The 25,448-nt window shown below is 62.0% G+C and carries 24 protein-coding genes; 9 read left to right on the top strand and 15 right to left on the bottom strand.

Going from position 1 to position 25,448, the window contains the following annotated elements; translation table 11 throughout:
* From EP165_RS18655 to EP165_RS18635, 5 genes are all read right to left on the bottom strand, one after another.
* A partial coding sequence (locus EP165_RS18655; protein WP_501981688.1) for a T1SS-143 repeat domain-containing protein occupies nt 1–1,433 on the bottom strand: 1,433 nt, incomplete at its 3' end.
* Complete coding sequence (locus EP165_RS18650; protein ID WP_501981690.1) at nt 1,430–1,774, bottom strand: T1SS-143 repeat domain-containing protein; 345 nt, start codon at nt 1,772–1,774, stop codon at nt 1,430–1,432. The genes EP165_RS18655 and EP165_RS18650, both read right to left, overlap by 4 nt.
* A gap of 32 nt (nt 1,775–1,806) precedes the next feature.
* On the bottom strand, nt 1,807–2,202 hold the full coding sequence (locus EP165_RS18645) for a T1SS-143 repeat domain-containing protein (protein WP_164743094.1): 396 nt from the start codon (nt 2,200–2,202) through the stop codon (nt 1,807–1,809).
* A 166-nt stretch (nt 2,203–2,368) separates the two neighbouring features.
* A complete protein-coding gene (locus EP165_RS18640) occupies nt 2,369–3,640 on the bottom strand; it encodes a VCBS domain-containing protein (RefSeq protein ID WP_501981689.1) in 1,272 nt (423 codons plus the stop codon).
* Between the two features lie 228 nt (nt 3,641–3,868).
* On the bottom strand, nt 3,869–4,423 hold the full coding sequence (locus EP165_RS18635; RefSeq protein ID WP_127524359.1) for a hypothetical protein: 555 nt from the start codon (nt 4,421–4,423) through the stop codon (nt 3,869–3,871).
* Nucleotides 4,424–4,724: 301 nt separating this feature from the next.
* Between EP165_RS18635 and EP165_RS18630 the strand changes: the two genes are divergently transcribed.
* Nucleotides 4,725–5,732: a transglutaminase-like cysteine peptidase gene (locus EP165_RS18630; protein WP_127524358.1), complete on the top strand. Its 1,008-nt coding sequence runs from the start codon at nt 4,725–4,727 to the stop codon at nt 5,730–5,732.
* A 12-nt stretch (nt 5,733–5,744) separates the two neighbouring features.
* Here the strand turns inward: EP165_RS18630 and EP165_RS18625 are convergent, their stop codons facing one another.
* From EP165_RS18625 to EP165_RS18610, 4 genes are read right to left on the bottom strand one after another with little or no spacing between them, the layout of a single operon-like run.
* Nucleotides 5,745–6,362 carry a ribbon-helix-helix domain-containing protein gene (locus EP165_RS18625; RefSeq protein WP_127524357.1) on the bottom strand — a complete coding sequence of 206 codons (618 nt, stop codon included), beginning with the start codon at nt 6,360–6,362 and terminating at the stop codon, nt 5,745–5,747.
* 28 nt (nt 6,363–6,390) lie between these two features.
* Nucleotides 6,391–7,683: an HlyD family type I secretion periplasmic adaptor subunit gene (locus EP165_RS18620; RefSeq protein ID WP_127524356.1), complete on the bottom strand. Its 1,293-nt coding sequence runs from the start codon at nt 7,681–7,683 to the stop codon at nt 6,391–6,393.
* Complete coding sequence (locus tag EP165_RS18615) at nt 7,680–9,839, bottom strand: type I secretion system permease/ATPase (protein ID WP_127524355.1); 2,160 nt, start codon at nt 9,837–9,839, stop codon at nt 7,680–7,682. Before EP165_RS18615 ends, EP165_RS18620 begins: the two co-directional genes overlap by 4 nt.
* 28 nt (nt 9,840–9,867) lie before the next feature.
* Nucleotides 9,868–11,307: a TolC family outer membrane protein gene (locus EP165_RS18610; protein ID WP_127524354.1), complete on the bottom strand. Its 1,440-nt coding sequence runs from the start codon at nt 11,305–11,307 to the stop codon at nt 9,868–9,870.
* Nucleotides 11,308–11,864: 557 nt separating this feature from the next.
* Here EP165_RS18610 and EP165_RS18605 point away from each other — a divergent pair.
* The 3 genes from EP165_RS18605 to EP165_RS18595 all read left to right on the top strand — a co-directional run bounded on the left by EP165_RS18605 (nt 11,865) and on the right by EP165_RS18595 (nt 15,621).
* The gene (locus EP165_RS18605) at nt 11,865–12,719 is read left to right on the top strand and encodes a patatin-like phospholipase family protein (protein WP_164743093.1); all 855 of its coding nucleotides are present in this window, start codon (nt 11,865–11,867) and stop codon (nt 12,717–12,719) included.
* Nucleotides 12,716–14,266 (top strand): phospholipase D family protein, encoded by a 1,551-nt coding sequence (locus EP165_RS18600; RefSeq protein WP_127524352.1) that lies wholly within the window; start codon nt 12,716–12,718, stop codon nt 14,264–14,266. The genes EP165_RS18605 and EP165_RS18600 overlap by 4 nt, the downstream gene beginning before the upstream one ends.
* Before the next feature lie 119 nt (nt 14,267–14,385).
* On the top strand, nt 14,386–15,621 hold the full coding sequence (locus tag EP165_RS18595; protein ID WP_127524351.1) for an MFS transporter: 1,236 nt from the start codon (nt 14,386–14,388) through the stop codon (nt 15,619–15,621).
* Between the two features lie 43 nt (nt 15,622–15,664).
* Here EP165_RS18595 and EP165_RS18590 read toward each other — a convergent pair whose 3' ends face one another.
* The 5 genes from EP165_RS18590 to hemC all read right to left on the bottom strand — a co-directional run bounded on the left by EP165_RS18590 (nt 15,665) and on the right by hemC (nt 21,046).
* A complete protein-coding gene (locus EP165_RS18590; protein WP_127524350.1) occupies nt 15,665–16,132 on the bottom strand; it encodes a tellurite resistance TerB family protein in 468 nt (155 codons plus the stop codon).
* A gap of 56 nt (nt 16,133–16,188) precedes the next feature.
* On the bottom strand, nt 16,189–17,853 hold the full coding sequence (locus tag EP165_RS18585; RefSeq protein ID WP_127524349.1) for a heme biosynthesis protein HemY: 1,665 nt from the start codon (nt 17,851–17,853) through the stop codon (nt 16,189–16,191).
* Nucleotides 17,854–17,863: 10 nt separating this feature from the next.
* On the bottom strand, nt 17,864–19,315 hold the full coding sequence (locus EP165_RS18580) for a COG4223 family protein (RefSeq protein WP_127524348.1): 1,452 nt from the start codon (nt 19,313–19,315) through the stop codon (nt 17,864–17,866).
* 100 nt (nt 19,316–19,415) lie between these two features.
* Complete coding sequence (locus EP165_RS18575) at nt 19,416–20,105, bottom strand: uroporphyrinogen-III synthase (protein ID WP_245440223.1); 690 nt, start codon at nt 20,103–20,105, stop codon at nt 19,416–19,418.
* Between the two features lie 11 nt (nt 20,106–20,116).
* Nucleotides 20,117–21,046, bottom strand: coding sequence for a hydroxymethylbilane synthase (gene hemC, locus EP165_RS18570; RefSeq protein WP_127524345.1), 930 nt, complete (start codon nt 21,044–21,046; stop codon nt 20,117–20,119).
* 98 nt (nt 21,047–21,144) lie between these two features.
* Between hemC and tsaD the strand changes: the two genes are divergently transcribed.
* From tsaD to EP165_RS18545, 5 genes are read left to right on the top strand one after another with little or no spacing between them, the layout of a single operon-like run.
* Nucleotides 21,145–22,227, top strand: a complete 1,083-nt coding sequence (tsaD, locus tag EP165_RS18565) for a tRNA (adenosine(37)-N6)-threonylcarbamoyltransferase complex transferase subunit TsaD (protein WP_127524369.1) — start codon at nt 21,145–21,147, stop codon at nt 22,225–22,227.
* Complete coding sequence (locus EP165_RS18560; RefSeq protein WP_127524344.1) at nt 22,224–23,204, top strand: NAD(P)H-dependent glycerol-3-phosphate dehydrogenase; 981 nt, start codon at nt 22,224–22,226, stop codon at nt 23,202–23,204. Before tsaD ends, EP165_RS18560 begins: the two co-directional genes overlap by 4 nt.
* Before the next feature lie 40 nt (nt 23,205–23,244).
* On the top strand, nt 23,245–23,670 hold the full coding sequence (locus EP165_RS18555; protein ID WP_127524343.1) for an EVE domain-containing protein: 426 nt from the start codon (nt 23,245–23,247) through the stop codon (nt 23,668–23,670).
* 2 nt (nt 23,671–23,672) lie between these two features.
* Nucleotides 23,673–24,329, top strand: a complete 657-nt coding sequence (locus EP165_RS18550) for a class I SAM-dependent methyltransferase (RefSeq protein WP_127524342.1) — start codon at nt 23,673–23,675, stop codon at nt 24,327–24,329.
* 55 nt (nt 24,330–24,384) lie between these two features.
* Complete coding sequence (locus tag EP165_RS18545) at nt 24,385–24,792, top strand: DUF1761 domain-containing protein (protein WP_127524340.1); 408 nt, start codon at nt 24,385–24,387, stop codon at nt 24,790–24,792.
* A 37-nt stretch (nt 24,793–24,829) separates the two neighbouring features.
* Here EP165_RS18545 and EP165_RS18540 read toward each other — a convergent pair whose 3' ends face one another.
* The gene (locus tag EP165_RS18540) at nt 24,830–25,330 is read right to left on the bottom strand and encodes a L,D-transpeptidase family protein (protein ID WP_245440222.1); all 501 of its coding nucleotides are present in this window, start codon (nt 25,328–25,330) and stop codon (nt 24,830–24,832) included.
* Nucleotides 25,331–25,448 lie beyond the last annotated feature (118 nt).

Here is a 25,448-nt window from a genome sequence, read left to right as displayed (position 1 = left end):
GCATCGTTTGCACCGGTAACGGTGATGGTGAGTTCTGCGCTTCTCGGATCACCGTCATTGTCTGTCACGGTATAGGGAATGTGGAGAATGGCAGTCTCGCCTACAGGAAGCGCGTCAAAAGCGGTTCCTGGCGTGATCGTGATCGTGTCGCCGCCACTGAATACGATACCGGGCACGCCGAGCGTGACGCCCGCTGGTGCATCGGTCACCGTAGCGCCGCCGACATCCACTGCGACGCTGCCGGCACCATCTGCTCCGAACGAGAAGTCGGCACCTTCGACCAGCGTCACAATGTGCGTGTCGTTCTCTGCCATCCCAGAGACGGAATCGACCGCCAACGGTGCATCGTCGTCGACCCGCACGCGGAACGAGCCGTTGATAGGATCACCGTCGGAATCGAACCCGCGGAAGTTGAAATCGAGATTGATGTTGTCCTCGTTGCCTGCCGTCGGATGATCGAGCACGCCAAGCAGCTCGAAGCTGTATGACCCGCTGCCTTCATCGGAAAGCGACACGCGGAAGATGAGGTCCGCCGCATCGACCGAAGCGAAGCCCGTGCCGGCAGCGCCCTTGTGTGCGATCAAGATCGTCCGGTCGTCGTTGAATACGTAATGCACGTCATCGCCGCCGGACTTCAGCCCGGGCAACTGATTGAGCGTGTTGTTGCGGAAGATGACGGAACGGTCGCCATCACCGCCGGGCGTATCCTGCAACAGTGTATCGCCCGAAGCCCCGTCGACGGCGTCGTCGAGATTGTCGGCACCCCACAAAATATTGAGCGACCGGCCCGCTACGGTGGCAGCGTCTCGCGCGCCGCCAGTGGCATAGTCACCGGACGTGTAGCTCTCGCCGACGTTTCCGCCGATCAGCCCGTCCTCGTCAACCTGATGGTTGCTGACATCCCCGGAGGTTATTGGTGAATCATCAAGAATTCTTACGGCGAAGCTCGCATTTGCAGTGTCGCCATCTCCATCCCGCGCAACAAAGTCGAACGTGAGTTCAAGCCTGTCCTCGTTGTCCGCACCATTGTCGTTGTCGGGATGATCGAGCGTTCCGCCGAGATTGAAATTCCAGGAACCCGAACCCGTATCGGAAAGCGTAACCGTGAATACCACGGAGCCACCCGGGCCGGCGGTTGCCGTCAGCACAGAATTGTCGGCTGAAAGCGTGTAGACGAGCGCAACGCCGCCTGAGGTCAGGTCGCTGGCGTTGAGTGGACCGGCGACCGATAGGAATCCGTTGATCTCGGCGCCAGTCAGCACCCGCGGGCCGCCAGCCGTGCTGCCCGGATTTGTAACGTCGAATATTACCGAGCGGTCGCCCGCTGCTTGCGTCCCGTCGAAACCGCCATTGACCGCCGTATTGGAATCGTCGCCGCCCCAGCCGATATTGAGCGAGGCACCGATCTCATCGGTAATCGGCCCCAGGTTCAAAAGAACTCCGGTCGCTTCGTCGCCCAGCGGTTCGATANATCGGTAATCGGCCCCAGGTTCAAAAGAACTCCGGTCGCTTCGTCGCCCAGCGGTTCGATATCCTCGTTGCCTCCGGCAAGCTGCTCTTCTTCCACGTAGCGTGGCAGCGCGGTACCCAGCGCAAAGGGCTTGTCGTCGATGACCTCGACGGAGAAATTGTCGTCCGCGCTGTCGCCGTCCGAATCCGTCGCGGTGAACGCGAAGGTGAAGGTCAGCGTGTTCTCACCGCCACCTTCAGGATGCTCGATCGTGTCTTCCAGCGTGAACGAATAGGAACCGGAACCGACGTCGGACAGCGTCACCGTGAACACGGTGCGCCCGCCCGCGCTGGCGATCAGCGTGCCGCTGTCATNTCCTCGTTGCCTCCGGCAAGCTGCTCTTCTTCCACGTAGTGTGGCAGCGCGGTACCCAGCGCAAAGGGCTTGTCGTCGATGACCTCGACGGAGAAATTGTTGTCCGTGCTGTCGCCGTCGGAATCCGTTGCCGTGAACGCGAAGGTGAAGGTCAGCGTGTTCTCACCTCCACCTTCGGGGTGCTCGATCGTGTCTTCCAGAGTGAACGAATAGGAACCGGAACCGACGTCGGACAACGTCACCGTGAACACGGTGCGCCCGCCCGCGCTGGCGATCAGCGTGCCGCTGTCATTGTCGAGCACATAGGTGATGGTGTCGCCGCGCGATGTCAGATTGGCGGCCGTGACCGCGCCGCCATTGACGACGATGTTGTCCACCGCAACCGCATTGGCGAACGCAAGGCCGCGATCGCCATTGCCGTTGGAGGCACCGCCATCAGGGTCGGTGTTGGCGTCGTCCGCCCCCCAGTCGATGTTGAGATCGACGTTTGTGATTTGGTTGGTCGTCGGATTGGTTATCGGCGTGCCAAGGATGACAAAGTCGTCATCGCCAGAGCCGTCGGAATCTNAACGCGAAGGTGAAGGTCAGCGTGTTCTCACCTCCACCTTCGGGGTGCTCGATCGTGTCTTCCAGAGTGAACGAATAGGAACCGGAACCGACGTCGGACAGCGTCACCGTGAACACGGTGCGCCCGCCCGCGCTGGCGATCAGCGTGCCGCTGTCATTGTCGAGCACATAGGTGATCGTGTCGCCGCGCGATGTCAGATTGGCGGCCGTGACCGCGCCGCCATTGACGACGATGTTGTCCACCGCAACCGCATTGGCGAACGCAAGGCCGCGATCGCCATTGCCGTCCGAAGCGCCACCATCGGGGTCCGTATTGGCCTCGTCCGCCCCCCAGTCGATGTTCAGGTCCACATCGCTGACTTGATGCGTGGTCGGATTAGTGCGCTGGCCCAGAAACCAGAATGTGTCGTCGTCGCCAGAGCCGTCGGAATCCTCAAGTCCGGCACCGGCAACGCTGCCCTCTTCTTCTTCAACAACTCCATTGGCCGAGGCTCCGCCGATCAACGGCGCGTCGTCGTTGATCGTGACGTCGAAGGAATGGTCCTGTGCAAAATCGTTGGAATCGGTGACCGTCAGGCCAAAGGTCAGCGTGACGCTGTCCTCGGCGCCTGCGACAGGGTGGTCGAGCACGTCGAGCAGTTCGAACGTGTAGGTTCCGTCGCCCTGTTCGTCGACGGTGGCGATGAAGACGGTGCGCCCGCCGGCGGTGCCGGTGATGGTCTGGCCGTCGTCGGATAGCGTGGTCGTTATGTCCTCGCCACGCGAGGTCAGCGGCGTACCGTTCGACCAGGTGACGACATTTGTGAACACGACTTCGCCATTGACGATGGTCTGGGCGTTGTCGGAATAGTCATCGGGACCCCAGGTGATGCCGAGCGAGCCGCCGAAGGGCGGCAGCGCGTCGGGATCGGTGTCTGAGCCGCCGGGATAGCTGTCGCCGTCATTGCCGTCGGCGAGCACCGCCTCCTCGTCGATGAGGGCAACATCCGCTGCTTCGAAGATCGGGATATCGTTGGTGCCCACGACCGTGATGCGCACCGTCACCGGGACATCGTTGATGCCGTCGGAGATCGTCACCTCGAAATCGAGCACGATGGTCTCGCCGGCGGCGAGGAAATCGATGAGGGCATTGGTGACGGTGTAGGTCCAGTCGACGGTGCCGTTGCCGGCGGCGGACGGCTCGGTGGTGACGCCGCCGGTGGCGGCGGAATCCAGCGTGAAACCGGCGAGCAACGCGTCGATCTGCACCGCCGTCAGCGTCGGTCCGTGGAGGATCGTGTTGGAAACCAGGGTGCGTGTGGTGATCTCGGCAGTGCGCGTCTCGCCAAAATCGGGATCGAAGAAGGAGATACTACCCGTCGCCGGCACCGGCTCTGGATCGATCCCGCCCGGGACGTCGTCGGATTCAATCAGTGTGCCGGTATCGCCGCCCGCGGAAATCGTCGGTGCCACACCGCCACCGTCGAGAACCTGTTCCTACGTCGTGCCATCTCCGCCCTGGGAAGTATTCTGGAGCAGCCCCAGAACTTCGGGCCCGCCGCCATCCTGCTCCTCGCCGATCCCGTCTTCGAAATTGCCGCCGGAACCCTGTGGCGCGGGCCCAACGACCGACAGCAATCCTTCGGGGCCAGCCGCGACGTTGATGCCGTTTTCGCCGAGCACCGCCACTACCGTTTCGCTCGGAACCTCAATCCCGTCTATCACAAAGGTAGGGATGTTGAGTGCGCCACCGACAATGCGAATTGAGGCACCGTCTCCCAGCACCACCACCAGGTCGGCTCCGTCGACCTGCAGATCATCAATGATCACGCCACTCGGTAGCTCAACCACGTTGTCGGCATCTGGAACGATTTCCGAGGGAATGACGATGTCGGATCCGGAACTTGTCGGCTCGTCAGCCAACGGAACCGGCTCGCCATCGGCTTGCGCAACTACGATGATCTCTTCGTTATCGTCAGCAACGTCGACGATGCTGCCGTCCGCGCGCTGATCGATCTCGGATGCGCTGAAGTGCCGATCTTCTACGGTCATGACTGTTCCCCAACTCCCAAACAGTCGCGCACTAAATATTTGTCATCGACCAATTTCAACTCGGAATTAACGAATACATATAACCAAATATGCAGCACGCTGAATAATTTAGAGATGGTTAACCTTGTGTATACTATATTATGCAGTTGCTCACCCCTCCCGGAATTAAGCAAACCTTTTGGCGATCGGTAGAATTTTCCTCAAATTTCGTTACTTATGTTTGTAAAGTATTTCCGATGTATATTTCGCGTTTATTCACACGAAATCAGTACGATCCTCCACAATCGAGTGGGGATCGATCATGTTCGAGAAATCGCAGGCAAGTATTGTTTCAGTATTTATAGGTGTAGCACTCGTAATTGCTGCATCAACGTGCGTTGCGGGCCCAATTACGGAGCGCATGGCGAGCGTAAAATCCGAAAATCGACCGAGCATACTTGCAGAACGCATCAGATCTAATCAGGCCAATATAATGCCCGTTGTTTCGGCACTGCTCGAACAACACCCGCAATCAATGCGTGCGTCCATGCATGGGGGGCTTACTGCCGCAGCCTATCTAAGGGACAATCTCGGCACCGGCCTTCTGCTGAAGCGTCCGAGCAAAGCCAAGCGGCCGGTTGCCGCGCGCAACAACACGACACTTTTCAAGTCGATAGGCATACCCTTCGGCAAACTCCCCGCCATGGAGCGCATGCGCTCGGTGGAAATGGATATTGAAGCGGGTTTCTTGAACAACTGCGCATCTCATGGATGTTGGCGCGCAGCACGATCCTTGAACACCCTGATCCGGGACAAGGCGCAAGGCGGGTTCACCCGTCTCCTTACATCCGTGAATACGGGCGTGAACAAGCTCATTCGCTATCAGCCGGATCGAAATGCATATCGTGTGACAGACTTCTGGGCCAATCCCAGCACTACCCTAAATCGCGGCGCTGGAGATTGCGAAGACTACGCCATCCTGAAGATGGCCGTCCTGGCTGAAGCCGGGGTACCCAGGTCTGCAATGTCTATTGTCGTGCTGCGGGATCAAAGCCGGGCTGTTTATCACGCGGTGCTTTCCATCCGAACGACGCAGGGCAATCTGATCCTCGACAATGTGCGCGATGACATTCTGACCGATGATGAGTTGCCCGACTATGTTCCGCTCTATTCTCTGAGTGGCGATCGCGGACACATTTTTGGGCGCCCGGTCGGCGGCTCCCGCATGGTGGCATCTCTAACGGGGCTGAACGGCATTGCGCCGGGCGAAGGTCAGTATCCAGATGTGCGAGCTAAAGCACCGCAGCCAATGGCAGTCGGTCCATTCTGACCTGCGCCTGGGTCACGGGTGGGTGACGAACGCAACAACCATCGACTGATCAGGAGTGGGTGCTAGCGCGGCTTTCAGTTGCCCTCGTACCCTGCGCCCCACGACACCGAGCGCAAATCCCGTATTGACCGGCGTCTTGGGATCGTCCTTTAGCTTGTTCAGAACGTCCTCCAGCTGCATGTCGAGCGACAGGCGCAACCCACGCATGAGCTCGGCTTGCTCTACACCGACAAAACTTGCCTGGACAAAGTGCAGGAACGGCAGATTGTAGTGAACGATCCGCTTGTCGTCCAAGAGGGCAAAGGCAGGCGATGGACTCGCTTGCACCAGTGCAAAGACATTTTCCGGCACCGTGGCATGTTCGAGCTGCCTGAGCCGGGCACGCATCCAGTGCGTTCCGATAACACGAAGTGCGGAGGCCAGGTTTCCGGACTCTGGCAGAGAATCGTGTGCGGCCCCCACCACCTCGCTTAGAGCTCGTCCTTCGGCTTTCGCGGCTTCCGAAAGGGCTTCCCAGAAAATTTTCTCAAGCCGTATACCGCGCCTCTTGCCCCGAGCGGTCACCGCTCGAAACAGCAGCGCGCTGCCGTCGAACTCCTCAGCATCTGTATCCAGGTCAATCGGTTTCATGCACTTCGCGTTTCCTCCGACCGTCGCATCATCGCTCGGTCAAGGCTTCGTTCTTAGCCTTGTTGATTGGTTTCATCAGATAATCGAGGACAGTCTTTTGTCCGGTCATGATCTCGACCGATGCCACCATGCCGGGAATGATCAGATGCGTCCTGCCGTCCTTGACGATGCCGCTCTCGTCAGTCTTTACATAGACTTGATAATACGTCTCGCCCGTTTCGGCATCGACCAGGCTGTCCGCGGAGATGTTCGAGACATCGCCATCCAGCCCGCCGAAAACCGAGAAGTCATAGGCAGTTACTTTGACCAGAGCTGACTGGCCGGGACGAACGAACGCGACATCGCGCGGCGAGATACGTGCTTCAATGAGCAGCGCATCCGAGGTCGGGACGACGCCCCCGATCACCGTCCCCGGCTGAACGAAAGCTCCGATCGTATTGATATCGAGTGTGTTCACTATCCCGTCGACGGGACTGCGTATATCGGTCCTCCGAACGCGGTCGCTCGCACCGCGGATTGTCTCCTCAAGTACATTGAGATCGGACAGGAGCTCGGATTTTTCCGTCCGCGCTTCCTGCTCCAGCTGGAGTCTGAGCTCAACCTGCTGCAGTTCTGCCTCGCGGATGGCGGCCCGTAACCGGCCGAGGCTTTTCTGCGCGACGGACAACTGCCCCTTCTTCTCGGCAAGTTCGCGCTCAAGGCGCAGAAGATCGGTTTCCGCATGTAACCGCTTCTTGACCAGCGGTTCGATCATCTGGACCTCGCGGTCCATGGCTTCGATCACTTTCTGAAGCTGCTCAATGTTCGTCTCGGCCTCTTGCAGTTCCAGCGAACGCTGGTCGGCCCGCGCGCCAAGCACATCAGCCTTGTTCTGGAAATTCTCGCGCCGCGCCTGGAATACGGCGGCCTCGTTCGCGCAGATCGCCGGATTGGCCGCCGCCAGCTTGTCGCTGCATTTAAAGGACCTCTCCAGATCTACGGCTATTTCGAGATCGAGGCGTTCTATGCGCGTACGAAGGGCATTGGCACGCGCCTGCGATTCACCCAGGGACGAAGTCGTCGTCGTGTCGTCCAGGCGCAAGATCAAGTCGCCCGCCCGTACCACCTGCCCGACACGAACAGCAATCTCCTGGACAACGCCGGCCTCACTCGCCTGTATGATCTGGGTCTTTGAGAGCGGAATAACCTTGCCCTCGCCGCGCGCTATTTCGTCGACGCGTGCAATCGCCGCCCATGCAACGAAAGTCCCAATCAGCAGCACGACAATCCAAACGACGAGCCGCGCGGCGAGCGGCGGTCGATCCTTGATGCGTTCTCTCATGCGGCTTCACCTGGCGAATTGCGCTGAAGCGCCTCAATCACCTTTTGCTTGGGGCCGTCTGCAACCACGCGGCCCTTATCGACGACAATGAGGCGGTCGATCAGCTCGAGCATCGAATGGCGATGAGTGGCGATTATTACGGTGGTAGGCCCATCCAGAGCCTTGCGGAGGTTGTCTATGAGTAGGCGTTCGCTGGCCAGATCCATCGCACCGGATGGCTCATCGAGAAAAACGATCCTGGGACGTGCGAGTAGGAGCCGGGCGATTGCCAATGCCTGCCGCTGCCCTCCGGAAAGCGCGCTGCCACGTTCTCCAACCGGCATGTCGAAGCCGCGTGGATGTCGCCCTACGAACTGATCGACGCCCGTCAGCTTGGAAACGTACAGGAGTTCGTCATCGCTGGCGGTTGGTTTGCCAACCAGCAGGTTCTCCTTGACCGTTCCTGAAAACAAATCCGCTGACTGACCGACAAGCCCCACACAAGTACGGATTTCCGCCGGATGATACTGCCGCACATCGATGCCATCCAACATCAACTTCCCGGAATCGGCCGGATAGAGCGCTCCGACAAGCCGGCCGATAGTAGACTTGCCTGAACCGATGCGTCCGACAATCCCAACCCTTTCGCCAGCGTTCACGCGGAATGAGAGTTCGTTCAGCACCTGCATATCCGAACCGGGGTAGCTAAACCCAACGCTCTGAAATTCGATACTGGGCGATGCTATCGTCCGGTTGACGAAACCCACGGTATCCGGCCGGTCTTCCGGCTGTTCCATGATTGTGTTCAAGATCCGCAACGACAGAAGCGCCTGCCTCAGGCGGGCAAGCGTCATTGCAATCTGGCTGAGAGGCGCAACGGCTCGTCCTGACAACATCACGGTTGCGATGATCGCGCCGGTTGAAATATCACCTGCGGCAAAGGAATAGGCGCCTGCGAGTATGATGCCGACCGTCACCAGTTGCTGAACGAACTGCGTCGAGTTTGCAGCCGATGCCGAAATCCGCTTGATCTGGTCGCTTGTATGGGCAGCGTTTTTGCTCAGCTCCTGCCATTTCCGCAAAAGACCGGCTTCCGCCCTCAGGCTCTTCACAGTTTCGATAGTCGCAATCGATTCTACAAGCAGCGCCTGACGTTGAGCCGCTTCGTTAGCAGCGGCTGCAACCCGCCTGCCGATACGTGCCTGCGCAACAAGGCCGATCGCGACAGCCAGCCCGAACGCCACCGCTGGAATGACCGCGATCCAGCCCGAAATGCTGTAGATGACACCAAGAAAAATGAACACGAAGGCAGAATCGATGATCGTGCTGATCGTGTTCGATGTGAAAAACTCGCGCACGAATTCGTACTGTGTCACCCGGCTCGCATATTCGCCCGTTGACATCGGTCGGGCTGCGAGCGTGGAGTTCAATACCTTGTCGAACAGCAGCGCTGACAGCCGCAGGTCTGCCTTGCGGCCGGCATAGTCGATAAGCGCGGCGCGCGCTGTTTTGAGGATGAGGTCGAATACGAGTGCCGCACAAACGCCGAGTGCAAGAACCCAAAGCGTGGCTATTGCCTCGTTTGGCAGCACACGATCGTAGACATTCATCACGAAAAGCGGCGAGACGAGTGCGATGAAATTGATGAAAAGTGCCGCTAGCGCTACGCGCAGATAGGTACGCCAGAATTGCGACAGCGTCGATGCAAGCCAATGCGGCTTTTCGATCCGCGGGGCCAGTCCGACGCTCGCCTCCTCGGCGCGATTTCCGTATGATACCGACAGTCCGACAAGTCGCGTGGGACGGAGCTTCAACAGCTGGTCTGACTTGATGACCTCGCCATCGCCGAGCGAAAGCGAGGGGCCTGTCACGACGTCGCCATTGGAATCGAACTCCAGCAGCGACAGCGCCTGCCCGTCCTCGAACAGGGCAATTGCCGGCAGTTCGGCATTGCCGCTTTTCAGCGCGGTAGGCGAGACATGCTTTGCTTCAAGGCCAACCCGGCGCGCCAGCCGATCAATGGAATCGGCATCCGGTTGGACGAGGTCGGATTCAGGAACGCCGGAAAATAGGACCGTTTGAGACGCATTGCGCCCGAGAAAGGCGGCAACCGAAGCGAAAGCGGTTTGAAAGCCTTCCTTTGAAATGGAACTGGCCGCGCTATGCGCGGCCAACATCGCCGTGTCGGTTCCATGCAACGCGATATCATTCCTTCCGGATGGGGGCTAACAAATCTAGCGGCAGCGCCGAGGTTTGCCTTGACGGCGTCCTGCGGTAATCGGGCGTTTCCACGCTTTGGACGCGAAATTCTTCACGCGCGTATGCTTCGCTCTGTTCAACCGGAGCAGTCCCGAGTACCGACGCAAGTGTGCCGGTCGCGGCGAGCAGTCGGTATTCGGCAAACAACGCCGCATAAACCGCCGTCTGGGACAAAATAGCTGAATTGAAGCGCGTATTCTGCGCTCCGAGGACGTCGAGCAGCGATCTCTGTCCGTTGCGCAGCTGCTCGCGATACGACGAAACGAGCTGAGCATTCACGCCGGCCTGGTCGCGCAGAAGTCCGGCAAGTTCGGCCCGCCGACCACGCTGGTTCCAGGCACCGCGCACCGCCTCTTCCACCTCACGATGGATTATCGCCAGTGCATAACGCTGTTCGCCCGACCGTCGGATGCTTTCTTGCTTTGCCGCAACATCCCGTCCGCCGCGAAACAGGTTCCACCTTGCAGTCACTTTGGCTTCGAGGTCGGATGTCCGGCCCAATGAGCCGTCGATATCCTGGCCAACCCGCGCCCGACCTTCCAATGCGACCTTCGGAAAGAACGGCGCGTTCGCGCCTCGCACCTCGGCATCGGCGGCATCTACATCCGCTCCGGCCGCTTTGATGCGCGGATTGTTGCGCCGCGCCATCGCGATTGCATCGTCTAGCGTTCTGGGCAGGTATTTCGAAACCGATCCCGGCGACCGCGCGTTCGTCAGCGGCCGGCCAACAAGCCGATGAAACCGGATCTTCGCGGCCTGGAGATCTTCATTGACCTCGGTCAGCCTTGCATCGGCCGATATCAGCCGCTCCCGACCCTGTATGCGGTCCGCATCCGTCAGCACCCCGCCGCTCACACTCGCGGCAATATCGCCCAGTATGGCCTTGTGGAAGCCCACATTCTGCTGCGCAGCGGCAACAATTTCCGCCTGAACCAGGATTTCAAGGTATTCCTGCGCCACTGCCAGTGCGATTGCTTCCGAGCGCTCAAGCACACGAAATGAGGCACCATCCACCCGTGCTGCCTGCCGCTCAACCTCCGCGCGCCGCGCACCGCCGTCGAACAGGGTTTGCGTCAGCGAGATGCCGACATCGCGCGGATATAGCTCCTGGCCGGAAACCCCCAGCCTGCGGCTGCTTGGGCTGTCAAGCTTGCGGATACCGACCGACGCCTCCAGATCGATGCTCGGAAGATAAAGACCGCGAGCTTGCCGCAATTCGAATTCGGTAGCTTCCCGATTTTCAGCCGCCTGAAGAATTTCAGGGTTTGAAGTAAGCGCCTCCGTGACCGCTTCCTTCAAGGTAAGCGCGTGCGCAACACCCCCAGCGCAAGCGACGGCGAGCCCAACCTGCAAGACGCCAAACGAAACAAGTTTCCCCAAGCCCATACTGCACCCATTTCTCCCGATTTCATCAGCACTAATTCAGGTGCAGGCATGAGTCACCTAGTTGAGCGCGATTCAGTTTATTCCAGTTAATTTACCCAAATGCCCGTTGCAGTTAAGCAACTATGAAATCAAACGCGTATAATCACATAGAGCATTCGCGTGATCATTGGTCCAGTTCACATAAGTAATTATGTAAGGCTACGTAAGGCGCAAAAGCGCTCACCTCTATTGAAAATCACAACTAACATAAAATATTATGCATCAACGCCGATGCGCTTTATTGTTCACACCCTGCGTTTATGCAGCTCATCGATCAAGGCACCATGCGGGCCTGACGGTCGGCAGCCGGCAAAATAAAGACAGAGCCTGTTTAAGCCCCCCACCGCGGACCCACAAACAGGGCCACCAAACCGGCTAAGTACCGTCGAGCAGGCAAATATTCGAACGGCGCGCCGGCATTTTTCGACATTTCGCGCCAGCCAATCGTTTGATTTTTCTCGATTCTAACTCACAATTGCGCGCGCCTCGTGCATGCTGCTGCCGTTGGAGAAATACGTTTGGATCACGGAAGCCCCGACGTTTCGATTGCTCTCGCGCTGGGCGGCGGCGGCGCGCGGGGTCTGGCTCATATCCACGCTTTGGCGGCGTTCGACGAACTTGGCATCCGCCCCTCGATCATTGCCGGCACCTCCATCGGCGCAATTGCAGCCGCGGCATATGCTGGCGGCATGTCCGCAGCCGAGATACGCGCTTATGCCGAGCAGCGGCTCATGGACCGCTGGTCGCTCTTCACCGATCTCGTACGCAGGCAGAACGCACCCAAATCTGCACCGCTGCCCGGTCCCCTGAGACGATCGCGGCGGTTCGATCTGCAGCGCATGCTCGCCACCCTCCTGCCGAACGATTTTCCGGCCAGTTTCGCGGAACTCGCAATGCCGGTGAAGGTTGTCGCCACGGATTTCTTCGCCCAGGCCGAAACTGTATTCGACAGCGGGCCGCTCCTGCCTGCCCTTGCCGCATCGGCCGCAGTGCCGGTGCTTTTCCGGCCTGTGCTCTACGACGGCCGTGTCTATATCGACGGCGGCACCACCAACCCGATTCCCTTCGACCTATTGCACGGCAAGGCCGACATCGTGATCGCGGTCGATATCATAGGCGACAATATCGAGCGCACTTCCAACCCGGTGAGCCGCGTCGACGCGCTCACCGCATCCAGCCACATCATGCAGCGCGCCATAGTGAACGCGAAACGCAAGGTCTGCGAGCCGGATCTTATGGTCCGGCCGGAGATTGACGGTGTCCGCGTGCATGAATTCCACCGGATCGGCAATATTCTGGACAGAAGCGCCGAGTTTCGCGAACATCTGAAGCGCCAGATCGGCGGTCTTCTGGAAATGAGGGTTCGGCGATGAAGACACTCATTATCTGCCTTGCCGGGCTGGCCACGGCGGCTGGCGTTCTGATCCTGGTTGCAAGGATCCTGTTTCCCCTTCCGGCGCAAACCGGCATGCCGCCATCGCAGGCGCGGCCCGCATCGCCCGGCAGCCCCCTTGCCGGGGCGGTTTCTTCAATGGCCGCGGCCGCGCCCGGCAAGACCGGCGTCTTTCCCCTGCTTTCCGGCAGGGATGCCTTCCTCGCGCGGATGCTGCTTGCCGAACAGGCCACCGACACGATCGATGCCCAGTATTATATCTGGCATGACGACCTGACCGGCATCATGCTGCTTTCGGCGCTACGCCGCGCCGCCGAACGCGGCGTACGCGTGCGCCTGCTGGTCGACGACAACGGGGTATCGAACCTGGACGCAGAACTCTCGGCGCTTGACGCATTGCCGGAGATGGAAGTGCGGCTGTTCAATCCGTTCGTGCTGAGGCAGCCGAAACTGCTCAACTACACCTTCGACTTCTTCCGCCTCAATCATCGCATGCACAACAAGAGCTTCACCGTCGACGGCATGGCGACGGTGATTGGCGGCCGCAACATCGGCGACGAATATTTCGACACCGGACCGGACAGCAACTTTCTTGATCTTGATGTCCTGGCGGTCGGGGCCGTGGTGCCGGATGTTTCTGCGGATTTCGACCTCTACTGGGCCAGCGCCTCGGCCTACCCGGTCGCCACGATCGTCGCACCGTCGAACAACGGCCTTCAGCGCCTCGACAGTGCATTGGAAGAGCATTCGGCGACCGCCCGATACGAAACCTACCGCAGCGCTCTGGGCGCCTCGCGGCTGGTCGAAAATCTGCGCACAGGCACGTTGCCGCTTGAATGGACCGACGTCCGACTGGTCAGCGACGATCCCGCCAAGGCACAGCGCAAGGCCCGCCGCGAAGACCTGATGATCTCGCGCCTGATCGACCTGCTCGAAACGCCCGCGAAGTCGCTCGATCTGGTTTCCGCATATTTCGTGCCCGGGGCACAGGGTACATCGCAACTGACCGGCCTTCAGGCCGCCGGCGTCGATGTCCGCATCCTCACCAACAGTTATGAGGCCACCGACGTTGCGCTGGTCCATTCCGGCTACACCAAATACCGCACCGAACTTTTGCGCTCGGGCGCCGAGCTGTTCGAGCTCAAGGCCAGCGCCCTGCCTGAGACCGGTCGCGGCGAACTCGGTCCTTTCGGCTCATCCGGTGCGAGCCTTCATGCCAAGACCTTCGCGGTCGACGGCAGGCACGTCTTCATTGGATCGTTCAATTTCGATCCGCGGTCGGCTCTCCTCAACACCGAGATGGGCCTGATGATCGAGAGCCCGGCGATCGCCGGTGCTATCGGAACCATGTTCGACAGCAGTCTGGCGGATCTATGTTACCGGCCGGTACTGGCTGACGGCGAACTGCGATGGGTCGAGAGCGGAGCCGAGGGCGAGGCAGCACGCACGGTCGAGCCAGGCACATCTTTCGTCTCGAGAGCGATCCTGACGGTCGCCGGCTGGCTGCCTGTCGAATGGCTGCTGTAGGAGCCGTCGCGCCAGTCTATTCGCGGGGTTAGAGCAACGGGTGCTTCTCGCGCACCCGATTTTGGTTTACTCGCACTGGTGGCGGCGCTGTCGTCGCATTGTCCACGGTCGCCCCGCCCATGTCTTCACCCGCCTCAACCGCGCGCTCCTATGCCGCCTTCCGGCACAGAGCCTTTCTGCGTTACTGGCTGTCTCGTTTCCTGACCACATTCGCCACTCAGATCGTTTCGGTCGCGGTTGGCTGGCAGATATACGATCTGACGCGCGACCCCTTCGACCTCGGCCTCGTCGGCATCATCCAGTTCGCTCCGGCGCTGCTTCTCGTTCTGGTGACGGGTGCGGTGGCCGACCGCTTCGGCCGCAGGCGCATCATGGGCCTGTCGATCGCGCTGGAAGCCTTGTGCGCCGCGGCCCTCGTCGTTCTGAGCCTGCGGGGCCTGAGCGGACCTGGCCCGGTTTTCGCACTTCTCGCCGTATTCGGTTTCGCACGCGCCTTCTTCGGGCCGGCCGCAGCATCCCTGGTGGCCAATCTGGTGCCACCCAAGGACTTCGCCAACGCTGTCGCGTGGAATTCCTCCGCGTGGCAGACGGCGACTATCGTAGGACCCGTTGCCGGAGGCCTGCTCTATGGCGTTTCGGCAGCGGCCGCCTATGTCGTAGCCGCCGCGCTTATGCTCGGTGCCGCAGTACTCATCCTGTCCATCCCGAAGCCCGCGCAACAGACCGAAACGCAGCAGCCGACGCTGTCCACCCTGTTTGATGGGTTCCGCTACATCTGGCGCGAGAAGGTTGTGCTCGGCGCCATCTCGCTAGACCTGTTTGCCGTACTCCTCGGCGGCGCGGTCGCGCTGCTGCCGGTTTATGCCCGCGATATTCTGGAACTGGGCCCATGGGGCCTCGGCCTTCTCCGCGCCGCGCCCGGCATGGGTGCGATCGTGGTCGCCATGTGGCTCACCGGCCATCCTATCCGCGATCATGCCGGCTACATCATGCTCGGCTGCGTTGCCCTGTTCGGAACCTTCACCACAGTCTTCGGTGTCTCGACGATACCCTGGCTGTCGATCGTCACACTGGCACTTCTGGGTGCCGCCGACATGATCAGCGTCTACATCCGCGAAACGCTGATCCAGCTCTGGACCCCCGACCGGCTGCGCGGCAGGGTGAACGCCGTCAATATGGTGTTTGTGGGCGCATCGAACGAATTGGGAGAGTTTCGCGCCGGGACCATGGCGGCCTTCATCGGCACTGTGCCCGCAGTGGTTTTCGGCGGCGTCGGGGCCATCGGTGTCGCCGCAATGTGGGCGGTGCTTTTCCCGCAGATGCGCAAGGCACGGCATCTCGACGGGCGAACCTGACGCTAAACGCGGTCGCTGACCGCATTCCGGATGAGGCACCCGGTCAGTCGGCCGCCATACCGGCCCGAACCTGTGCAGCCTGGCGCAGCGCTATGCGCTGGTCGCGTTCGACATGGATGAGCTCGGCCACACGCCAGACGAGATTGTCTTCGACCTCGTGCAGAGCGCCATCCGAAAAAACCATGTCCCACATCAACCCGACAAACTCGAATTTCCCCTCGCGGTCGAGGTGCCGGTCGAGCACGCTGGTGAAAGCATAGAGGTCGACAGCCTCGCGGTCGGCCGCTTCACCGGCTTTGATCACGGTGGCGAGTTCGGAGCCCTCGAGCCCGTAGACGTCGCCCAGCAGCCGCTTCAGCATGTCCCTTTCGTCGTCCGTACGCTCGCCATCGGCATCCATGACATGCGTCAGCAGCGCCGCGGCGGCGACACGCGGATCGCCCTCGGCGATATCGCCGTTTTCGCCGACACCCGGCAGCTGGTTGAGGAATTCTCTGAAGCGGTCGAACATGGAAAGGCTTCCGGACAAGTTGATTTCGATCTGGTTGGCTGCCGGCCAGGGCAAATCTAGAAAAGCCGGAAGCGGCTTTTCGGCTCGTCTTCCGCTTCAGGCTCGACGCCTGGATCGTCCGGGGGCCGGGTGAACGGAACGACATCGGCTTCCGCCCGCTCTTCCTCCTCGGCAACCTTCTTGACGGGCGCCGGCTTGGCAGCGGCGGCCGTCGAAGCGTCCTTCTTTGGTTCCGCCGGTCTTTCAGCTTTGTCGGCAGCAGCCTCCGGTTTCTTTGGCTCCGGCTCGGTCTTCGCCGATGCGGCGTCAGCCTTGACCGGCGTCACGTCGATCTCGACGATCTTGACCTCGTCAGCCTTCTTCGCTTCGGTCAGCGTTTCCAGATCGGCCGCTGGCGGCGCGTCTTCTGCCTCCTGCTCGATCAGCTGCGGCGCGCGCTCCACGGGAGCTTTCCATTCGAACGCGTCGATCCGCCCGCTGACCGGCGAGAACGGCGCCCAGTGCTCCGAAACGAATCCATCGGCCACCCAGGCATGGTCGCGCGGCGCACGAAGCGCCCGCGCCAGCCATTGGCGCACGCGACCCTGCTCGCCCGTATCGGCTTCCTCGATATCGGCCATCAGCAGGAACGCACCTTCGCCGGGTGCAAGCTTGATCGCCGACTCTGCTGCCGAGCGCGCCTGTTTGAGATCACCGGACGATAGGGCTGCACGCGCCACGGCGAGCGCGGATTCGGCGTTGTTCTGCTTCAACGACTGCAGCTTGAGCGCCCGTTTCAGCTTGTCCTGCGGCGTGTCGCCGACACGTGCATTGACATAGACATCGGCAACTTCCGGGTGCGGGACTTTCTTCCAGATTGCCTCCAGTATCCGGGCGGCCTTGCGCACATCGTTCAGCCTGATCAGCGCGCGCCCTGCAACAAGGGCTGCCGGAACCAGCTCCGGCGCAAGCCGGATCGCCTCGAGCCCGTTGTTGCGCGCGGTTGTCGGGTCCGCGTTCAGCACCGACATCGCCTTTGCAGTCAAAAGCACGGCGCGGCGCCGGTTCGCGATATCGCGCTCGGTCTGGCGCGTAGAGCGCTGTGCGTCCGCGAGCCGCAGGGCGCCGTCCCAGTCGCCCTGTTCGGCGCGCTCTTCCAGCGTCGATTCCACTGCCCAGCCAAGCTGCGGCGCGGCATCCGCCGCCTGCGCGGCATAGTGGCGTGCCGCCTGCCTTTCGCCCATGCGCTCGGCTTCGAGATAAAGCCCGCGCAGGCCGAGCAGCCGCATCTCGGGGTCTTCGAGCATTGCCTGGAACTTCTGGCGCGCGGTGTCGTGATCGCCTTCCAGCAGCGAAGCCTGTGCATCGAGCAGGTGGATCAGCGGCTCCTGATCGGAGCTGATCAGCTTCGCCGCCTCGCGATTCTTGGCCCGCGCCAATGCCGCATCGCCTGCACCGGCGGCAATCATGCCGGTCGACAGCGCCTGATAACCGCGGTCGCGGCGGCGCACGCGAAAATAGCGCGAAATCGTATAGGGGCTGTTCCAGATGCTCTTGAGTAGCCACCAGGTCAGCATGATCGCGGTCACGATGGCCGTAAGGATCACCGCCGCGACCATCAGCGAGACCTGATACTGGTAGCCGCTGAATGTGACGGTCATTTCGCCCGGGCGGTCGGCAAGCCAGGCGAAACCGAGGCCGACGGCAAAAACCAGAACGAGATAGGCGAGAATACGCAACATCAGATCTCTCCTAGGCCCGTAACGCGTCGGCCAGAACCTTGGCCACAAGCTCGTCCGCGGCGCTGCGCGCCTTCACTTTGGCGATGAAGCCCGCGCCTGCCGACTTTGCAGCGTCCGGCAACGCGTCATATTCAGCGATTGCACCCGCATAATCGCCATTGGTGATGGCGACTTCCATACGCGCCACGACGGCCGGCACGTCCTCGCCTTCCACAGCTCCTATCGGGCGCACGGTGATCAGCGATTCCGCACTCGACCAGAGCCTGTCGAGCAGACCCGCATTTGCATTGTCGGGCTGGTCGGCCGCGATCATGGCGCGCGCAGCAGCGTCGGTTTCGGCCGCGATGGCCGCCGCGGTTGGCACACCCGTTGCCGCAAGATCGCGAAGTGCGGCGATCTCCGGCGCGTCCGGTGCAAGCCGTGCAAAGGTCTCGAGCTCCGCCGCGAATGGCTGGCCGCGGTCGATCGCAGCCTTCAGCGCCGAAGCGGCAATGGCGAGCGCCACGCCGGGATCGTTGCCCTGCTCTTCCAGCTTCTCGGCAAGTTGGGCAAGCGAGGTATCCAGCGCCGCGAAGCGCTCCTGCGTAGAATTGGCCAGCCCTTCCAGCTCGCCTTTCATGGCAGAAAACTGGCTTGCGAGCCCGCTCACTTGTTCGGTTACGGCCTGCACGTCTCCGCCATTGTCGGCGGGCAGTGCCGCGAGCTGCTGTTCGATCCGGCCGAGCCTGTCGCGCAGTGCGGCAAGCGCGGCATCGTCACCGCCGCTGCCGGAAGCGACGGCATCTGATAGCCGGCCGAGTTCGGCGCGCATTTCTTCGACCGTTACCGCCATGCTTTCCACACGTGCATTGGTTTCTGCCAGTGCGCCGCCAATCTCTTCATTGCCGCCGCCGGCAGGAGGCGCGGCCTGGATCGCCGCGATTTCATCGCGCAGCGAGGCAAGTTCGGTTTCCAGCCGCTCGACCGCAGAATTGTCGGTTGCCGCCGGCTCAGACTGCGGCATTGGAAGATAACCGCCGAGATAAAGCCCGCCCGCACCTGCGAGCGCCACGGCGCCGCCGAAAAAGGCAGCGGCAAAAGCACCAATGCCGCCGCGTCGCGGCTGCGCCGCAGGAGTTGCTGGTTTCGCCTTCGGCTCGTCTTTGCCCTTTGTATCCCCCACCCTGGTTTCGGTGGCCTTGGGCTCGTCTTTTTTCGCCGGCTCGGGCTTGCCGGTCCCGCCGCGCCCGAATGCGGATTTGGTGCCGCCTGGTCCGGCCTGCGCGCTGGACGCCGGGGGCTGGGCGCTCGCCTGCGTTGTGCTGTCAGCGCCGCCACTGGTCGCAGCAGCCTTCGTCTCCGCTTTCTTGTCCTGGGCAGCTCCGGCCCTGGCATCCTCGCGCTTCACATCTTCGGCGCTGAGATCGATCGTCACCGGCTCGGTGCGTTGCTTGGAATGCCTGACTTTCGGGGATTTCACCATGCCGCGTCTCGTTACCGGTTTGTATATGGGCGCGCTGCCGTCGCGCCGGTATCTGTTACCATATAGCCATGGTAACGGTGGGGAAAAGCGCCAAGCCCGGTCAGGGCGCGCGACCTAGGAGCGCAACCAGCGCATCCTCGTTGGCCGCACTTGCGATCTCGGCTGATTTACGCAGCGAATGTGACAATCCCTCGGCGACTTGCCGCGACATGCACAGAATGCGCATGTCCTCCCGGTCGCCGAGAAAACCGGCCAGCAGCTCGGCGCCGAAACACGAATAGACCAACACGGCATCAATCGGTCCGCCGGAGGTGAGTTTTTCGCGCGCCGCGGCATCCATGGGCACCGCCGCAATACGATAGGTCTCGAGCGGCGTGACGCTGAACCCTGCATTCGACAGTCTTTTTTCAAGCACCGGCCGCCGGCGTTCGCCGGTGATGTAAAGCACATGCCCCCCAGCGCTGAGCTCAGAGCCGATCAGCGCGGCAAGGTCGTCCACATCTCCACCAGCCGACCGAACGTTTTCGAAGCCTGCTGCGCGGGCTGCGCCTGCTGTCCGGTCGCCGACGGCAAAACAGCGCAGCGGCGCGATCGCCCCCAGCAGTTCCGGCGAAGCCGAACCCAGGGCGTTGGCGCTGGTGACCGCCACCGCGTCGAAACCCGACACATCCGGCACTGGCGCTTTGACAGGCTCGACCTCCGACAACGGCACAACGACCGCCTCGTGCCCGAGCGCTTCAAGACGTGCCGCTGTTTGCGTCGCGCCGGGCTCCGGTCGGGTGACCAGCACGCGCAAGGCGCTCAGCTCCAGCTGTCGAAAAAGCGGGTCCCGGCTCGGTCACGCACGTCGGCCGCAGCGCGTTCGCCGATCGCCGCCGCGTCTTCAGCGCTTCCCTCGCCGGAAACCTCATGCGCTTCCATACCGTCCGGCGTCAGGATCATGCCATGGAAGAAGAGCTTTTCGCCATCGAGCCGCGCATAGCCGGCGATCGGCGTGCGGCAGGAACCGTCGAGCTTTCCCAGAAACGCCCGCTCGCATGAAAGCGCGCTGACAGTCTCGGCATGGCTGATCTCCGCCAGCAGCTGCCTGGCGCGCTCATCGTCGCCGCGTGTTTCCACGCAGATCGCCCCCTGCCCGGGAGCGGGCGGAAACCGATCGAGCGGCAATAGCGCCGTCGCCACATGCGCCATGTCCAGACGGCGCAGGCCGGCATAGGCGAGAAGCGTGGCATCCACCACACCTTCGCCGAGTTTCCGCAGCCGTGTCTGAACGTTGCCGCGGTAGCTCTCGACCCTGAGATCGGGGCGCAAACGGCGCACCAGCGCCTGCCGCCGCAGCGATGCGGTGCCGACGAGCGCATCTGCCGGGAGATCGTCGAGACCGCCGCCGTCGCGGCCGATGAAGGCGTCGCGCACATCCTCGCGCTCCAGATAGGCTACAATCTCCAGCCCGTCCGGCAGCTGCGTCGGCATGTCCTTGGTCGAATGCACGGCCATATCGATGCGCTTTTCCTTGAGCGCATCCTCGATTTCCTTGGTGAACAGGCCTTTGCCGCCGATGTCCGCCAGCGGACGGTCGGTGATGCGGTCGCCGGTGGTCGAGAACACCTCGATCCCGACCGCATCTTCGCTGAGCCCATGTGCCGCAACCAGCCGGTCGCGCACCTCATGCGCCTGCGCCAGCGCCAGCGCGCTGCCGCGCGTGCCGATCCTCAACTGGTGTGTTTGCATGTGTCTCGGTCCGTGTTAACCGGGCGGCGCCGGCCAGAATGCCGGTTTCCTAACGAGGAAAACGCAGCCGGGCAATGACCACTCCCCGCAAACGACCTTTGTATGCTCTGGGCATCGAGACGAGCTGCGACGAGACTTCGGCGGCCGTGGTGAAACTCGACAGTGGCGGCGGCGATATCCTCGCTAATGTGGTTCTCAGCCAGATCGCGGAACACAGCGCGTTTGGCGGCGTCGTCCCGGAGATCGCGGCGCGCGCGCATGTCGAGGCGCTGGACGGCGTTGTCCGTGCCGCGCTCGATGATGCCGGCATGGAGCTTTCCGACCTCGACCTCGTAGCCGCAACGGCAGGGCCGGGTTTGATCGGCGGCCTGATCGTCGGCCTGATGACCGGCAAGGCGATTGCAGCCGCATCCGGCCTGCCGCTGGTGCCGGTCAATCATCTCGAGGCGCATGCGCTCACAGCGCGACTGACCAACGGCACCGCGTTTCCTTACCTGCTCTTGCTCGTATCGGGCGGCCACACCCAGGTCGTTCTGGTGCGCGGCGTCGGCAGTTACGATCGCTGGGCAACGACGATAGACGATGCGCTGGGCGAAGCCTTCGACAAGACGGCGAAATTGCTCGGCCTGCCCTATCCCGGCGGCCCCGCGGTGGAAGAGGCCGCGCTTGAAGGTGACGTAAAGCGTTTCGCTCTGCCGCGTCCGCTGCGCGGCGAGGAACGTCCGGATTTCTCGTTCTCCGGCCTGAAGACTGCCGTGCGGCAAACCGCCAATGAGCTTGCACCCGTATCCGAGCAGGATGTCAGCGACATCTGCGCCTCTTTCCAGCAGGCAATTGTCGACACGCTGAAAGAACGCGTGGGCAAGAGCCTCGCGCGCTTCCGCGAAGAATTTGCCGACATTGCGGAGCCGACGCTGGTCGTCGCCGGCGGCGTTGCGGCGAACAAGGCGATCCGCACCGCGCTCGAAACGCTCTGCACCGAACACGGCATGCGCCTTGTCGCGCCACCGCCCGCACTATGCTCGGACAATGGCGCGATGATTGCCTGGGCGGGGCTGGAACGCTTCGATGCCGGTCTCGCCGACAGTGGCGCGCTCTCGTTTGCGCCCCGCCCGCGCTGGCCGCTGGACGAATTCGCCGCGCCGCTGGTCGGCCACGGCAAACGGGGAGCCAAAGCATGAACCGGATCACCGTGCTTGGCGGCGGTGCATGGGGGACCGCACTTGCGGTGACGCTGATGCGGGCCGGCCGCGACGTGACGCTCTGGGCACGTGACGCCGAAACCGTCGAGGCAATCAACGGTTCCGCGATGAACCCGCGTTACCTGCCCGGTATCAAGCTCAACCCCGTGCCTGCCACTACCGGCGATCTGGCTGCAGCGCTTGAAGGAGCCGAGTGCCTGCTTTCGGTGGTTCCAGCACAGGCGACGCGCGCTCTTTTCGGCGCATTCGGCGACGGGCTGGCGAACGGCGTTCCCGTAGTGCTGTGTGCCAAGGGCATCGAACGCTCGACCGGCAAACTGATGTCGGAAATGGCGACGGAGCTTCTACCGCACAACCCGGCCGCCGCGCTGTCGGGCCCGAGCTTCGCCACCGATGTCGCGAAAGGTCTGCCGACCGCCGTTACGGTCGCCGCGCACGACGCCGACCTTGCTTCAGGACTGGCGGCCGCGTTCTCGAGCGACCGCTTCCGCTGTTATTCCTCTGGCGATCTCACAGGCGTGGAAATCGGCGGCGCGTTGAAGAACGTGCTCGCCATTGCGGCCGGCGCAGTAGCGGGAGCCGGTCTCGGCGCGAGCGCGGAGGCCGCGATGGTCACGCGCGGCTTTGTGGAGCTACGCCGCATTGGCGCCGCCTATGGAGCAAAGCCGGAAACACTTATGGGGCTTTCGGGCCTCGGTGACCTGATCCTTTCCTGCGGATCTGCACAATCGCGCAATTTCGCATACGGCCAGGCGCTCGGGCGCGGCGAGGAACTGGCCGGCCGGCCCCTTGCCGAGGGGGTTGCAACGGCCGCAATTGCAGCGGAAATTGCCGCGTCGCGCGGCATCGAAGCACCGATAGTGGCAGCCGTCGACGCCGTGCTCAAAGGCAGGATTTCAATCGCCGATGCGGTGGCAGCGCTTCTGTCGCGGCCGCTGAAAAGCGAGACTGACTGACCGGCGCGCATGCGCTGCAATCACGAAACCGGAGAACCTCATGGCCTACTGGCTTTTCAAATCCGAACCGTCGACCTGGTCGTGGGAGATGCAGAAGAAAAAGGGCGACGCCGGCCAGGAGTGGGACGGCGTGCGCAACTATCAGGCGCGCAACAATATGCGCGAAATGAAGGTCGGCGACCTGGGATTCTTCTACCATTCGCAGGAGACGCGCGACATTGTCGGCATTGTCGAGGTCTGTGCGTTGGCACATCCGGACTCCAGCACCGATGACGAACGCTGGGAGTGCGTGGACATCAAGGCCGTGCGCGACGTGCCCACCCCTCCAACGCTGGACGCTATCAAGAAGAACCCGAAGCTCGCCGAAATGGTGCTGGTGAAAAACTCGCGGCTTTCGGTTCAGCCGGTCAAAGCCGACGAATGGGCCGAGATCTGCCGCATGGGCGGGGTGAACCCGGTTCCTTGAACATGCGCGCTCCGGCGCCCGCCGGCGCCGCCGCCTTCATACGCGCCAACACAGCACTGATTTCGCCACCGCATGTGCCCGAAATCCGGCTGCATCTGGCCGACGAGGCGCATGAGCTGTGGCATCGCACCGAAGATGAACTCGATGCGATTGGCCTGCCGCCGCCCTTCTGGGCCTTCGCTTGGGCGGGTGGACAGGGGTTGGCGCGTTATGTACTCGACCATCCCGAAACCGTACGCGGCAAATCGGTGCTCGATTTCGCCTCTGGCTCCGGGCTGGTGGCGATAGCCGCAGCAAAGGCGGGTGCGCGTACCGTACTGGCCGCCGACATAGACCCGTTCTGCGCGCCCGCATGCCTGCTCAACGCCGCCGCCAATGAAGTCGATATCAAATGCTCGCAAGCAGACCTTATCGGTGCCGACGACGGCTGGGACGTCGTTCTTGCCGGCGATGTATTCTACGAAAAGCCTTTGGCCGCGCGGCTGCTGCCCTGGTTCCGCGCTCTCCATGAGCGCTGCGCGCTGGTATTCGTCGGCGACCCCGGCCGCTCCTATCTGCCCGGCGAAGGCCTTGTTGCCTGCGCAACCTATTCCGTTCCGGTGACGCGTGTTCTGGAAGATGCCGAAGTAAAACGCACCACGGTGTGGCGGGTTGCTTGACGGCATCTACCATCCGGCGTTCAATCCGCTGGTATCGATTTAGGGGGAGGCAATAGTGGACTTCGGCGGACTGAACTATCTGGCGATTCTTGTCGCCGCGATTGCAGGTTACCTATTCGGCGCGGCCTATTACGGCACTCTCGGCAAGCCGTGGATGAAGGCCGCGCGCATCGATCCGGCCGACGCAAAAATGTCGCCGGCGCTCATGATCACCGGTTTCGTGGCCGAGCTTGTCATGGCCTGGGTGCTGGCCGGCGTGATCGGCCATCTCGGCACCGGCCAGGCGACATTGTGGAACGGCGTCGTCTCCGGCGCGTTCATCTGGCTGGGTTTCATGGCAACCACCGTGGCGGTCAACCAGCGCTATCAGGGCTTCGGCTGGGACCTGACGATCATCGATGCTGGCCACTGGCTCGGCGTCGCTATCATCATGGGCGGGATCATCGGCTGGTGGGGCGTTTAGCGGCGAAGCCGTACAGAGCTAACGCCCAAGCAAAAGCTCACCCCACCACCTTGACGATGCTCCCTCGCCCCATCTGCGCCAGAAGCCACGCCATATCACGCGGAGAAACAGCAACGCAGCCCTCGGTCGGCGCATAGTCAGGCTTGGCGACATGCAGGAAAATGGCGCTGCCGAGGTTGCGGCGGCGCGAACCGATGTTCCAGTCGAGCACGATAACAACGTCATAGAGCCGGTCGTCGCGCATCATCTTTTCGTGGCTGGCGGTGAAGGGCAGACGCACGAGGCGGTTGTAGTTCGCGTCCGCCGGAGCGTCGCACCAGCCGAAATCGGCGCGGATGGCGCGCAGCGATAGCCGCGCCGGCACCGCAATGCGGCGCCCACGGCGAAAACCGCCGATAACCTTCATCGACGCTCGCGGCGTTGCGCCGTCGCCCTCCCGCTTGTTCGCACTGATTCCGGAGCGGCCGAGTGCGCATCGCATAACGCGGTTTCCGGCAATCAACTGCCCCTGTGCGCGGTTGCCCGGCCGGCTGCGCACAACAAGCACGAGCCCATGACCGGGGATATTTCCGCTATTGTGGTTGCGGTCACTGTTTTTGGAGTATGATCGCACGCCGGAACAAAAGCCTGTGAACGCCTATCGCGCAGGCGAGGTT

This window comes from Mesorhizobium sp. Z1-4, assembly GCF_004000235.1.
Classification (GTDB): Bacteria; Pseudomonadota; Alphaproteobacteria; order Rhizobiales; family Rhizobiaceae; genus RCIO01.
The sequence above is the reverse complement of the archived record's forward strand: the minus strand, read 5'-3'. Positions and strand labels throughout refer to the sequence as shown.